Source organism: Clavibacter michiganensis subsp. insidiosus (assembly GCF_002240565.1).
Lineage (GTDB): Bacteria > Actinomycetota > Actinomycetes > Actinomycetales > Microbacteriaceae > Clavibacter > Clavibacter insidiosus.
The window spans coordinates 2,839,389-2,851,781 of the sequence record NZ_MZMO01000001.1; the positions used below are offsets into that span (position 1 = coordinate 2,839,389).

The window sequence follows — 12,393 nt, forward strand, 5'->3', positions numbered from 1 at the left end:
CGACCGCCCCGCCCACCACGGCGAGCGCGGCGACCGCGAGCAGCACGGTGGCGGATCGACGGCCGCTCACGCGAGACGCTCCAGCGGGTTCTCCGCGAGCTTCCGCACGAGGCCGCCGTCGACGAGCCGGCGGGCGGCGGTGTCGGGCTTCCGCTCCGCCTGGTCGACGACGCACGCGCCGAACTCCGCCGCGAGCGCACCCCGCGGATGCGCGGCAAGCACCTCCCGCAGGAAGTCCTCGGGCAACGCGTCGGGCCGGGCGCCGGAGATGTCGAGGCCGGTCGCGACCTCCAGGAGGTGCCCCTCGACGTCGAGCGCGGGATCCACCTGCGGCCAGTTGTGCCGCACGATCGCGTCGAGCACGCGCTGCCGACGCGCGGCGGGCCAGCCGGCGCCCGCGGTGAGCGCGATGGCGACGTGGCCACCCGCGTGCTCGTACGACAGGGTGTGGTTGTCGAACTCGGTGACCGTGCCGATGTCGTGCAGCACCGCGGACACGTAGAGGATCTCGTGGTCGACGCCCGTCCGCCCCTCGACGACGGCGAACGCCTCCGCGAAGAGCCACGAGCGGATCCCGTGGGCCGTGATCGCGGCGGACTGGTACGAGGTCGCGAGCTCGAGGGCCCCGCGGGCGGCGACCGTGTCGGGCCCGGGGAAGTCGGCGATGCGCATGGCCCATGCTGGCATGCGGCGGGGGCGGCTCCGCGCGAGGCGGGGAGCCCCAATACGGTTCCCCCAAGATCCGGCTGAAGGACGTCACCTACCTCGTCCGCGACCACGACGAGGCGCTCGCGTTCTTCGTCGACGCGCTGGGCTTCGTCGTGCGGCAGGACGAGACGAGCGCGACCGGATGGCGTCGCGTCGTGGTGGGGCCCGAGGGTGCCGGTGCCGGCTTCGTCCTCGCGCTCAGCGACGACGCCGACCGCGTGGGCCGGCAGGCCGGCGACGACGTCGCCTTCTTCCTCGAGACCGACGACTTCGCCGCCCAGCACGCGCGGATGCTCGCGCACGGCGTCGTCTTCCGGGAGGAGCCGCGTCACGAGCCCTACGGCACCGTCGCGATCTTCGAGGACCCGTACGGCGCGCCGTGGGACCTGATCCAGCCGCCCGTCGGCTGACCCGCCGCCGCACGTCCACCCGGCTGACGCGTCGCATTCACCCGCCGGCCCTACCGTCGTCCCCCGTGACCCAGGACCCGACGACGTCTCCCTCCTCCTCCGCGCTCTCCCGACGCGGCTTCCTCATCACGAGCGGCGCGGCCGGCGCGCTCGGCGTGGCCGGCCTCGGCGGGGCGCTCCCCGCGGCGGCCGCGACCGCATCCGACGACGCGCTCCGCGCCAGCGCCGTGAAGACGCCCGCCCCGCAGCAGGGATCCGGCGCTCGCTGGAAGCCCGACACCGCGTCGCCCCGCTTCACCATCGCCGTGCTGCCCGACACGCAGTACCTCTTCGACGGGGCGTCGATCCACCCCGAGCCGCTCGAGGCGTCGCTCCGGTACGTGCTCGCCGAGCGCGACCGCCACAACATCGTCTTCCTCGCGCACCTCGGCGACGTGACCCAGAACGGCGCGGAGAAGGAGATCCAGGCGGCGAGCGCGCAGTTCACGCTGCTCGACAAGGCGGGCGCCGCGTGGAGCGTCCTCGCCGGCAACCACGACGTCCCGTCCTCCACCGACGACCAGCGCGGCCGCACGCCCTACCTCGACGCGTTCGGCCCGAAGCGCTTCCGCAAGTCCCCGAGCTACCGCGGATCAAGCCCCGACGGCTACAACTCGTTCCACACCTTCACGGCGGGCGGCCGCGACTGGCTCGTCCTCGCGCTCGACTGGCGCACCAGCGCCCGCGGCGTGGAGTGGGCGCGCGGTGTGCTCGCGGCGCACCCGACGCTGCCGGTGATCCTCACGGCGCACGACATCGTCGACTCGAAGCCCGACGGCTCCGCCGTGCTCGACGACTACGGCCAGGGCCTCTGGGACTCCTTCATCTCGCAGCACGACCAGGTCTTCCTCACCCTCAACGGGCACTACTGGAAGCCCGGCCGCACGACGCTGCGGAACCGCGCGGGCCACGACGTGGACCTGCACCTCGTGAACTACCAGGACCGCTACTACGGCGGCGCCGCGATGATCCGGCTGTACCACGTGGACCTCGAGCGGAACGCGATCGACGTCGAGACCCTGTCGCCCTTCATCCTGGGCGGGGGGCTCGGCGCGGGCAACGAGCTCGCGGACGAGGAGGCGCAGCTCTCGGGCGACGTCGACCGGTTCACCGTGTCGGTGGACTTCGAGCAGCGGTTCGCCGGGTTCGCGCCCGTCCCCGCACGCGCCGCCCGGCCGGCCGCGCAGATGCTCGTGCCCGGCACGGTCGCGTACTGGCGCTTCGACGGGCACGCCGACGGATCCGCGCTCGGCACGACCACCCGCATCCCCGACGCGTCCGGCCGCGGCAACGACCTCGTGGTGGCGAACCGCGCGGGCGCGGCGCCCGGATCCCTGCGCTTCGCCTCCGCGCACCACGACGACCAGCCCGGCTTCGGCAGCCTCACCCTCACGGGCGGCAAGAAGAGCGGCGACCACCTGCGCACCGTCGTCGGCGCCCCGCTCGACGCCGCGACCTTCCGCCAGGGCTACACCGTCGAGGCGTTCGTGCGCATCCCCGCCGACTTCGACGGCGACGCGGACGGCTTCAGCGCGATCCTCTCCCGCGCCGCCTCCGCGAAGGACGCGGGCAAGACCCCCGGCGACGCCGGCGACCCGGACGAGCCGGCCGCGACCCTCAGCGTCTCCGGCAGCCGCGAGATCCAGTGGTGCGTCTACCCGACCACGCAGCAGGGATCCCTCACCAACTGGTCGCACGAGCTGCCGGCCGCGACGTGGTGGCACGTCGCGGTCGTCAACGACGGCCAGCACACGACCATGTACATCGACGGCTGCCCGGTGGTGCGGAACCCGTCCACGGCGAACCGCGGGCTCGCGGCGGCATCCCCCGCGACCTCATGGCTCCTCGGCGCGAACCTCTACGGCGGCAAGCTCGACCACGTGCTGCCGGCGTCGATCGGCGACGTGCGCATCGTGGAGCGGGCGCTCAAGCCGTCGGAGTTCATGATCGCCTGACGGCCGCGGCGGCCTCCCGCGCTCAGAGCTCCGGGTGGTCGTCCTCGAGCAGGTGGAAGCGGCGGTCGCGGTAGACGAGCGGCGGGGCGGCCTCGCCCAGGATCACGTCGAGGACCTCGGCGACGACCAGCACGGATCCGCCGACCGGCACGGTCTGGATGGTGCGGCAGCGGAGGGCGGCGCGCGCGTCGGCGAGCAGCGGCTCGCCCGTCGGCAGCTCCTGGAAGCCCTGCTCCTCGGTGAAGCGCGGCGACCCGGAGACCGCGAAGGAGCGGGCGAGCGCGGCGTGCTGCCCGGCGAGCAGGTGCACGACGTAGCTGTCGGCGGAGAGGATCGCGCCGGCGGACCCCGTGGCGCGCGTCACCGAGAACGAGAGCGCGGGCGGATCCACCGACAGCGACGCGACGCTCGAGGCGGTGAGCCCGGACGGCCCGTCCGCGGTGCGCGCCGTGATGAGCGCCACGCCGGCCGGGTGAGCGCGGAACGCGGCCTTGAAGAGGTCGGGGTCGGCGCTCACGCGGGCTCGCCCGGGCGCGGCACGGCGGCCACCACCGCGTGGTCGTACGCGACGGCGCCGATCTTGACGGCGCCGCCGGGCGATCCCATCTCGGCGAAGAACTCGACGTTGGCCGTGTAGTAGTCCGACCACTTCTCGGGCAGGTCGTCTTCGTAGTAGATCGCCTCGACCGGGCACACCGGCTCGCAGGCGCCGCAGTCGACGCACTCGTCGGGGTGGATGTAGAGGGAGCGCTCGCCCTCGTAGATGCAGTCCACCGGGCACTCGTCGATGCAGGCGCGGTCCTTCACGTCGACACAGGGCAGGGCGATCACGTAGGTCACAGGGCGTCCTCGCGGAGGGGGGCCGTCGTGACGGCCGGGGAGGTGATGCGCATGGTGTCCACGTTAGAACCTCACGTACCCTTGAGGTCAATCGGGAGGGGACGTCGTGGCGGATGCGCAGGAGCCGACCGTCGTCGCGGCGACGCCGCGGCACGCGCCCGGCGAGCTGCTCACCGTCGGCGAGATGACCCGCCGCACGGGCGTCGCCGCCTCCGCCCTCCGCTTCTACGAGGACCTCGGCCTCATCGCCGCCGAGCGCACCGCGGGCAACCAGCGCCGCTACGCCCGGCACATGCTGCGTCGCGTGTCGCTGATCACGGTGGCCAAGCGCCTCGGGATCCCGCTCGCCGACGTGCAGGCCACCTTCGACGACGTGCCGCTCGACCGCCCGCCGAGCCACGCCGACTGGCAGCGCGCGTCGCGCCGCTGGAAGCGCCTGCTCGAGGAGCGGCGCCAGGGCATCGAGCGCCTGGAGCGCGAGCTCACGGGCTGCATCGGCTGCGGCTGCCTCTCGATGAAGGCGTGCGGGCTCCTCAACCCGGACGACGCGCTGGGCGACCGCGGCGCGGGGCCGCTGCGGGTGCAGCTCGACTGAGCCGCGATCCGGGTGGGCGGCGACGGCCGGGCGGGCGGCAGGGTCACCCGCGTTCGAACCGCATCCCGCAGGCGCGCGCGTCCGCGTCCGCCGCCACCGTGCCCGTGCGCGCGAAGTCGGCCCATACCCGCCGCACCGCGCGACCACGCGCGGCGACCTCGGGCCACGCCTCCGGCGGCACCAGGCGCATGCGGGTCCACGCCTCGCGCGTGCCGAGGATCAGCGGCACGTCGGCGGTGTGGCCCGTGCCGATGGGGCTCGACGCGGGCGCCCCTCGGAGCACGTAGCGCACGGCCCTGCCGCCCGCCGCGCGATGACGGGCCGCGAACGCCCGGACAGGCCGCCCGTAGACGGCACGGGTGGTGGGCCCCACGACCGCGCGCATCAGGACCGCCCGGAGCGCCCGGCCCACGACCGGCACGTGGAGGAGCGGCGCGATCACCGGCAGCGCGGGCAGGTACATCGCGGTCTCGTCGCGCGTCGTGCCGATGAGCAGGTCGACCTCCGGGGCGACGGCCCGCCAGGCGGCATCGCGGTCGGCCTCGGCGGGCAGCGGCGCGTGGCCGTAGCGCGGTCCCCAGGGCAGGCCAGCGCGGATCCCCGACGCCCACGACGCGACCTCGGCCTGAGCCTGGCGGCGCAGCACGGCGTCGAGCGGCGCATCGGCCGGGAGCGACCGCGTCACGCGCCCCATCGCGCGGAACATGCGCTCGCGACCGCCCGTGATCCCCACGGGCGGGCTCTGCACGATGGCCCGCCGGACGAGGCCGCGCGCGCCGTCGCTGATCATGAGGTGCAGGATCGCGTCGCCGCCCGCCGACTGCCCCATCGCGGTGACCGTCCGCGGGTCGCCGCCGAACGCGGCGATGGAGTCGCGGATCCAGCGCAGCGCTTCCAGCTGGTCGAGCAGGCCGAGGTTGGCCGGCGGACCCCCGGGAGCGCCGCCGCCGAAGCCGAGCAAGCCCAGCCGCGACGTCACGGCCACCACGATCACGCGCTGCTCCACCACGAGGGCGCGCGGATCGTGGATCGCGAGGTCGCCCGCGCCCGTCGTGTATCCGCCGCCGTGGAACCACACGATGACCGGCAGCGTCTCGCCGGGCGCGAGGTCCGCGGGCAGCGTGATCGAGAGCCGCTGGCAGTCCTCCGAACGCGCGACGCCGTCGAGGGCGCCCTGCATGAGCGCGTCGAGGATCCGCGACGACGGCTGCGGGCACGCGGGCGCCGGGTGCACGGCCGCGAGCACGACCGGCCGCCCGTCGGATCCGCGCACGGGCACCGCCGACACGGGCGGGACGCCGCGCGCCGCCGTCGCGTAAGGAATGCCGAGGTACCGGATCACGTCGCCGTCCTGCCGCCCCGTCACCGGGCCGGATCGCGTCGGGGTCGGGCCGGGGACGGTGGGAGCGGGCATCCCGCCACGGTATCCGGCGGCCGAGCAAAAGCCGCGCGGTTTCGGGGATCAGCTCGGGCAGGCGTAGCGTCGAGGGGTACCGCATCCGAAGAGGGCGCGGCCGGATCGACCCGATCCCTCCCCTCCCCCACCGGACAGCACAAGGAGAACCATGCGCACCGTCAACGCCTACGCGGCCCCGTCCGCCACCGACCCCATCATCAAGACCACCATCGAGCGCCGCGACGTCGGCCCGAAGGACGTCTCCATCGACATCGCCTACTCGGGCGTCTGCCACTCCGACATCCACACCGTCCGCGGCGAGTGGGGCCCCATCCAGTACCCGCAGGTCGTCGGCCACGAGATCGTCGGCCGCGTCACCGAGGTCGGCTCCGAGGTCTCCAAGCACAAGGTCGGCGACCTCGTCGGCGTCGGCTGCATGGTCAACTCCTGCAAGGAGTGCGAGCAGTGCACGGCCGGCCAGGAGCAGTACTGCCTGAAGGGCAACATCCAGACCTACGGCGGCACCGACCCGGCCGACGGCACCATCACGCAGGGCGGCTACTCCGAGGCCGTCGTCGTGGACGAGGACTTCGTGCTCCGCGTCCCCGAGTCCCTCGACATCGAGAAGGTCGCGCCGCTGCTCTGCGCCGGCATCACCACCTACTCGCCGCTCCGCCACTGGAACGCGGGCCCCGGCACGAAGGTCGCCGTCGTCGGCATGGGCGGCCTCGGCCACATGGCCGTGAAGATCGCGCACGCGATGGGCGCCGAGGTCACCGTGCTCTCGCAGACGCTCTCCAAGAAGGAGGACGGCCTGCGCCTCGGCGCCGACCGCTACTTCGCGACCAGCGACGACGCCACCTTCGAGGAGCTCGCGAGCTCGTTCGACCTGATCATCAACACGGTCTCCGCGAAGCTCGACATGAGCAAGTACATCGGCCTGCTCGCGATCGACGGCACGCTCGTCAACGTCGGCGCCCCGTCGGAGCCGCTCGAGATCCCCGCGTTCGCGCTCATCCCCGCGCGCCGCAGCTGGGCCGGATCCATGATCGGCGGCATCGCCGAGACGCAGGAGATGCTCGACTTCTGCGCCGAGCACGGCATCGTGCCCGAGACCGAGCTGATCTCGGCCGAGCAGATCAACGAGGCCTACGAGCGCGTCCTCAAGTCGGACGTGCGCTACCGCTTCGTCATCGACGCGAAGACGTTCGCGTAAGCGGCGACCGCACGTAGGAGGGCCCCGCGGATCCTCGGATCCGCGGGGCCCTTCCGCGTCCGGGACCGTCGGCCCAGGCCGCGTTGGCCGTGGGATCCCCGGGACCGGCGGGCGACCGCCGCTGTCGCCAGGCACAGGACCACGATCACCGGCACCGCCACGACGACCGCCGCGTCGAGGCTCGTCGCCGTCGCGAGGGCGCCGACGAGGACGGCCGTGCTGCCCTGCGCGAGGTACGCGACGAGGTACATGCTCGAGAAGGTGCTCGCGCGGCGCCCGTCGTCCGCCGCCGCGGTGACGAGGCCGAGCCCGCCGTACATGAGGAAGCCGTAGCCGACGCCCGAGAGGAGCGCGGATCCGAGGAACACGGCGAGGGAGTCCGCGACGCCGGCGACCAGCAGCAGCGCGAGGCCGACGGCCGCGACCACGCCGCCGATCCGCACGGCCGCACTCGTCGGGATCCTGCGGGCGAGGAGCGTCGTCGGCACCACGACCAGCGGCCAGGTCGCGAGCGTCGCGGCCGCGTGGAACGCGTTCGCGGTGCCGACGACGTCGCGGATGATCTGCGCGCCGAGGGCGAGGAAGACCGCGCCGGTGACGAAGGCGACCGTCACCGCGGCCGTGCCCACGAGGAACGGGCGGCGGCCCGCCCGCGGGACGGCGAGCAGGGCGCGGCGCCCGGCCGACGCCGCCGCCGCCGGTCGCGCGCCCGCGGTCCGCGCCGTCTCGGGGAGGAACACCAGCGCGACGAGCAGCACCAGCACGGCGGCGAGCAGGATCCAGAACGCCAGGTGCGTGGGATCCGCCGTGTGCTGCACCAGCCAGCCGCCCACGAGGATCGCCGCGGTCGCCCCGAGCGAGGTCGCGGCCGCGTTCACGGCGCTCGCCCGCGTCGGGTTCCCGGACCGGTCGAACTCGACCAGCGCGGCGCTCGCGGCGCTCATCGCGAGGCCCACGCCCGCGCCCTGCACGATCCGGCCGGCGAACGCCCACGCGGGCGCGTCGGCCAGAGCGAACAGGACGGTGCCCACGGCGACCACCGCGACGCCGGCGAGCATCAGCCGCCGCCGGCCGAACCGGTCGGACAGCCCGCCGCCCGCCACCATGACCACGACCAGCGCCACCGGGTAGACCGCGAACAGCGCGGTCGTGACGACGGGCCCCGTGCCCCACAGGGCCGAGAACGCGGGATACAGCATCGCCGGCGCCCCGCTCGCCCCGAGCGACAGGACGAGGCCACCGGCCGCCACCCCGAACGACGCCGCGGGCGGGAGGGTCGGGCGTCGCGTCACGGCAGGGCCTTCCGGTGGACCGCACCGAGCGGATCCGGGCGTGACGCCAGCGTAGGCGCGCGCCACCGACGGAGGGTCCGTCGCGCGACGGACGCGACCTCGGCGGGGCCGCCGGTAGCGTCGATGCCATGGACATCCCCTCGATGATCATGGGCGCCGCGATCGCGTCGGTCGCCTGGATCGGCTTCTCCCCCTTCGCGGAGCTGAAGCGGCTCCGCGCCCGGGAGGCCGCCGCGGAGGCGGCCGAGGGCCCGGGGCCGGTCGCGTGACGCCCAGCGGAGGCGGCAGGAGCGGCACAGGACGGATGATCGTCAACCCGGGGCCGTGGGACAACCCGCCGCGGAAGTGGGTCGCGGGCGACGAGGACGGGGCGATCAACCTGAGCATCATCGTGGACGGGCTGGGCGCCCGCGAGTCCCTGATCCGGCTGCATCGCGGCGAGACGCTCGACGACCACGACCTCGCGCTGTTCGGCGTCGTCAACTTCCAGGCGTTCCTCATGACCTACGAGCCCGTCGTCGCGCTGCTCCGCGAGCCGAGGCGCCCGCAGCTGCACCCGGCCGTCATCGAGCTCATGCCGGTGCTGGCCGACGGCCCCGCGTCGCCGTAGGGGACCGGATCACGTCGGTCCGTCCGCGAGCCGGACGGCCAGAGGACCTCCCGCGCGGACGGTCAGCTCGTCGCCGCTGGCCGGCGCCCCATCGACGACTGGAACCGCACGAGGTACCCGTCGGGATCCTGCACGAGGAACTGGCGGACGCCGGTCTCCTCGTCGCCGATCCGGTACCAGGTGGTCTCCGGTTCGAGGAAGAGCGCGACGCCCGCCGCGGCGAGCGCCGCCGCCACGACGTCGGCGTCCTCGACGGCGATCTGGAAGTTGATCCCCGCCCGAACGGCCGCTCCAGCGGCCCCGACACCCAGTTCCGGGTGATGCCGGCCTGCTCGAGCATGAGGTGCGCGCCGCCGCGGGCGATGTACGCCAAGCCCTCGGCGGGCCTGTCGTACTGGACGGCGAAGCCGCAGAGGTCGCGCCAGAAGGCGAGGCTCGCGGCGAGGTCGGTCACCAGCAGCTCGGGGACGAGGTCGGGCTCGGCGTCGGGATCCATGCGGCCATGCTCGCAAACGGCCGCCTCCGCGATCAGCTGCTCGCGCGTCCGCCGCGCTCCCCCGACGGTGATCCCGTACGTGCCGTCATCCGGCCCGCTCAGCCAGGTGAGGTCGTAGGTCGGTGTCGGGCCGGCCGGCTCGCGCTCGGCGATCCGCCAGCGCTCGCCGCGCACCGTGACCTCGAACGCCTCCATCCGACGAGCCTACGAGCGGGCGCCCGTTACCGTGGACGGATGATCTCCACGCTCCCGCCCACCGCCGAGCTGCACCTGCACGTCGAGGGGACGCTCGAACCGGAGCTGGTGTTCGAGCTGGCCGAGCGCAACGGCGTCGACCTGCCGTACGCGGGCATCGAGGACCTCCGCTCGCGCTACGCCTTCACCGACCTGCAGTCGTTCCTCGACCTCTACTACGCGTGCACCGCGGTCCTCCGCACCCGCCGCGACTTCCACGACCTCGCGGCCGCGTACCTGGAGCGGGCCGCGGCCGACGGGATCCGGCACGTCGAGATGTCGTTCGACCCGCAGGCGCACACGACCCGCGGCGTCGCCGTCGACGACGTGCTCGACGGCCTCCTCGACGCGCTCCGCGACGCGCGCGTGCGCCACGGCATCTCGGGCGGCCTGATCCTCAGCTTCCTCCGCGACCGGCCGGTGGAGGAGGCGATGGCGACCCTCGAGTCCGTCGCCGGTCGCGCCCACGAGCTGCTCGCCGTCGGGCTCGACTCCGCCGAGGTCGGCTACCCGCCGTCGCTGTTCGTCGACGTCTTCGCGCGCGCCCGTGAGCTCGGCCTGCACGCGGTCGCGCACGCGGGCGAGGAGGGGCCGCCGTCCTACATCCACGAGGCGCTCGATCTGCTGCGCGTGGAACGGGTGGACCACGGGGTGCGCTGCCTCGAGGATCCCGCGCTCGTCGACCGGCTCGTCGCCGACCGGATCCCCCTCACCGTCTGCCCGCTCTCGAACGTGCGCCTCGGCGTGAACGAGACGCTCGACGAGCACGCGCTGCCCGAGCTCCTGGCGCGCGGCGTGCTCGCGACCGTCAACAGCGACGACCCCGCCTACTTCGGCGGCTACCTCGGCGAGAACCTCCGGCAGCTGCGCCGCGCGCACGCCTTCGACGACGACGCGCTGGCGCTCCTCGCCCGCAACTCCTTCGAGGCGTCGTTCCTCCCCGACGCCCGCCGGGCGGAGCTGCTGGCCGCGGTCGACGCCTGGCGCGCCTCCGCGCTCTGATCCGACCGGCGCGGTCCCCGCGCGGTGCCGGATGTCCGCCCAGCGATGCCCGGATGTCCGCTGCGCACCCGACCGGCCGGTTCCCCGGAACCGCTCCCTAGCATCGCCGCGTGCCCGAGTACATCCGCTTCCAGAGCGCCGCGCCCAACCGACGCGGCACCTTCCCCGGCGTGTTCGCCCTCACGGACGGGCTGCGCCAGAGCGGCCGGCTCTCGGCGGAGGAGGTCGCGTGGATGGACGCGGTGAACGCGCGCGCCATCGCCGCCTACCCGTATCCGCGCAGCGTCGACCCCGACTGCTACGACCGCGTGAGGAACCCGGGCGCCCGATCCTGGTACCTGGCGAGCGCGACGGACCTGCTCGCGTTCACGGCCGACTACCTCACCCTGCTCGACCGGCACGACGTCCCCTGGCACGAGCTGCGCACGCGCACGCCCGGCCGCATCGTCTACGCCGACGCCGTGCAGGTCATCGCGACCCCGCACACGATCGACGACTGGCCGTTCCGCTAGGACCGGACCTCCGCCGGTCGCGGGCGCCGTCGCACGTCTGGGAGCACCGCCGGCCCGCCCCGCGTGCGCCGGGCTACCCTCGCCGGATGCCCGAGTACGTGCGCTTCCAGAGCGCCGCGCCCAACCGCCGCGGCACCTTCCCCGGCGTCTTCGCCCTGGCGGACGGCCTGCGGGACGAGGGCAGTCTGTCGGAGGAGGAGATGGCCTGGATCGCGGCCTCCAACGCGCACATGAACGCCGCGTACGCGGATCCGTCCACGGTCGTCCCCGGCTGCTACGACCGCACGCGCAACCCGCGGGCGCGCGCCTGGTTCCGCGTCGACGCCGTCGACCTCCTCGGCGTGACGCACGGCTACCTCGCCCTCCTCGACCGGCACGGCGTGCCCTGGCACGAGCTGCGCACGCGCACGCCCGGCCGCGTCGTGTACGCGGACGACGTGCAGGTGGTCGCGGTGCCGCACACGCACGAGGAGTGGCCGTTCGGCTAGCCGCGCGGGCTCAGGCCGGTCGAGATCCGCGCGCCGCCCGCGCCCGGGCGAGGATCCCCTGGATCACCTCGGTCTTCGCGTCCGCGTAGGCGTCCATCGACTCCCACCGCCGGGTCATGAGCTCCCGCTTCGTGCGCTCGTCGAGGTCGCGGTCGGCCTCGTCGGAGCGGAGCCGGTCGCGGAGCAGCAGGTACGCCTCCACGGCGGGATCACCGTGCTCATAGACGTGCACGTGGACGTCCCGCGCGGGCGTCTTCACGAGGCGATGCCCCGGCTCGCGGACGCGCAGGTCGTATCCCGCGGCGACGAGACGCTCGACGTGATCCTCCTCGGCCGTGATGTCCGCGACCACGACCACGATGTCGACGATGGGCTTCGCCGCGAGGCCCGGGACGGACGTGGAGCCGATGTGCTCGACGGCGAGCGCGTCGTCGCCCAGCGCCGAGGTGATCCGCTCCCGGTGCTCGCGGTAGGCCTCCGACCAGGCGGGGTCGTGCGCCTGCAATCCGACCGTGAGCGGCGTTCGCCCGCCCACGATCTCCACTGCGGTCACGTCGGGTCGGCGGCGGTCGCGGTCGTCCATCACCGGGACATCCTGCC

At 74.2% G+C, this 12,393-nt stretch carries 16 protein-coding genes; 9 read left to right on the forward strand and 7 right to left on the reverse strand.

What is annotated here, in order from left to right; genetic code table 11:
- Positions 1-66: 66 nt before the first annotated feature.
- The gene (locus tag B5P21_RS13650) at positions 67-687 is read right to left on the reverse strand and encodes an HD domain-containing protein (protein ID WP_172457206.1); all 621 of its coding nucleotides are present in this window, start codon (positions 685-687) and stop codon (positions 67-69) included.
- Here B5P21_RS13650 and B5P21_RS13655 point away from each other — a divergent pair.
- Positions 678-1,118, forward strand: coding sequence for a VOC family protein (locus B5P21_RS13655; RefSeq protein WP_080939272.1), 441 nt, complete (start codon positions 678-680; stop codon positions 1,116-1,118). The two genes, B5P21_RS13650 and B5P21_RS13655, sit on opposite strands and share 10 nt — an antisense overlap.
- A 65-nt stretch (positions 1,119-1,183) precedes the next feature.
- On the forward strand, positions 1,184-3,112 hold the full coding sequence (locus B5P21_RS13660) for a LamG-like jellyroll fold domain-containing protein (protein ID WP_094171279.1): 1,929 nt from the start codon (positions 1,184-1,186) through the stop codon (positions 3,110-3,112).
- 22 nt (positions 3,113-3,134) lie between these two features.
- Here the strand turns inward: B5P21_RS13660 and B5P21_RS13665 are convergent, their stop codons facing one another.
- Both B5P21_RS13665 and fdxA read right to left on the reverse strand, forming a co-directional pair.
- Positions 3,135-3,629, reverse strand: a complete 495-nt coding sequence (locus tag B5P21_RS13665) for a flavin reductase family protein (RefSeq protein ID WP_045526772.1) — start codon at positions 3,627-3,629, stop codon at positions 3,135-3,137.
- Complete coding sequence (gene fdxA, locus B5P21_RS13670) at positions 3,626-3,952, reverse strand: ferredoxin (protein WP_045526770.1); 327 nt, start codon at positions 3,950-3,952, stop codon at positions 3,626-3,628. Before fdxA ends, B5P21_RS13665 begins: the two co-directional genes overlap by 4 nt.
- A gap of 106 nt (positions 3,953-4,058) precedes the next feature.
- On the opposite strand from fdxA, the gene soxR reads away from it, so the two are divergent.
- Positions 4,059-4,547, forward strand: a complete 489-nt coding sequence (gene soxR / locus B5P21_RS13675) for a redox-sensitive transcriptional activator SoxR (protein ID WP_045526768.1) — start codon at positions 4,059-4,061, stop codon at positions 4,545-4,547.
- Between the two features lie 43 nt (positions 4,548-4,590).
- On the opposite strand, the gene B5P21_RS13680 is transcribed toward soxR, so the two are convergent.
- Entirely contained in the window at positions 4,591-5,961 is a 1,371-nt protein-coding gene (locus B5P21_RS13680) for a carboxylesterase family protein (RefSeq protein WP_094171280.1), read from the reverse strand.
- 151 nt (positions 5,962-6,112) lie between these two features.
- Between B5P21_RS13680 and B5P21_RS13685 the strand changes: the two genes are divergently transcribed.
- On the forward strand, positions 6,113-7,159 hold the full coding sequence (locus B5P21_RS13685) for an NAD(P)-dependent alcohol dehydrogenase (protein ID WP_045526764.1): 1,047 nt from the start codon (positions 6,113-6,115) through the stop codon (positions 7,157-7,159).
- Here the strand turns inward: B5P21_RS13685 and B5P21_RS13690 are convergent.
- On the reverse strand, positions 7,123-8,451 hold the full coding sequence (locus tag B5P21_RS13690) for an MFS transporter (RefSeq protein WP_094171281.1): 1,329 nt from the start codon (positions 8,449-8,451) through the stop codon (positions 7,123-7,125). The two genes, B5P21_RS13685 and B5P21_RS13690, sit on opposite strands and share 37 nt — an antisense overlap.
- Before the next feature lie 128 nt (positions 8,452-8,579).
- Here B5P21_RS13690 and B5P21_RS16900 point away from each other — a divergent pair, with 128 nt between their 5' ends.
- Both B5P21_RS16900 and B5P21_RS13695 read left to right on the forward strand, forming a co-directional pair.
- A complete protein-coding gene (locus B5P21_RS16900; RefSeq protein ID WP_165770618.1) occupies positions 8,580-8,720 on the forward strand; it encodes a hypothetical protein in 141 nt (46 codons plus the stop codon).
- Positions 8,721-8,755: 35 nt separating this feature from the next.
- Positions 8,756-9,061 (forward strand): hypothetical protein, encoded by a 306-nt coding sequence (locus B5P21_RS13695; protein ID WP_045526761.1) that lies wholly within the window; start codon positions 8,756-8,758, stop codon positions 9,059-9,061.
- Between the two features lie 62 nt (positions 9,062-9,123).
- On the opposite strand, the gene B5P21_RS17055 is transcribed toward B5P21_RS13695, so the two are convergent.
- Positions 9,124-9,297, reverse strand: coding sequence for a VOC family protein (locus tag B5P21_RS17055; protein ID WP_210433765.1), 174 nt, complete (start codon positions 9,295-9,297; stop codon positions 9,124-9,126).
- Between the two features lie 494 nt (positions 9,298-9,791).
- Between B5P21_RS17055 and B5P21_RS13705 the strand changes: the two genes are divergently transcribed.
- The 3 genes from B5P21_RS13705 (at position 9,792) to B5P21_RS13715 (ending at position 11,793) form a co-directional block, all read left to right on the forward strand.
- The gene (locus B5P21_RS13705; protein WP_094171282.1) at positions 9,792-10,793 is read left to right on the forward strand and encodes an adenosine deaminase; all 1,002 of its coding nucleotides are present in this window, start codon (positions 9,792-9,794) and stop codon (positions 10,791-10,793) included.
- Positions 10,794-10,903: 110 nt separating this feature from the next.
- On the forward strand, positions 10,904-11,305 hold the full coding sequence (locus B5P21_RS13710; protein WP_094171283.1) for a hypothetical protein: 402 nt from the start codon (positions 10,904-10,906) through the stop codon (positions 11,303-11,305).
- 86 nt (positions 11,306-11,391) lie between these two features.
- Positions 11,392-11,793: a hypothetical protein gene (locus tag B5P21_RS13715; protein ID WP_045526757.1), complete on the forward strand. Its 402-nt coding sequence runs from the start codon at positions 11,392-11,394 to the stop codon at positions 11,791-11,793.
- Positions 11,794-11,803: 10 nt separating this feature from the next.
- On the opposite strand, the gene B5P21_RS13720 is transcribed toward B5P21_RS13715, so the two are convergent.
- Positions 11,804-12,376, reverse strand: a complete 573-nt coding sequence (locus tag B5P21_RS13720; RefSeq protein WP_045526755.1) for a GrpB family protein — start codon at positions 12,374-12,376, stop codon at positions 11,804-11,806.
- Positions 12,377-12,393 lie beyond the last annotated feature (17 nt).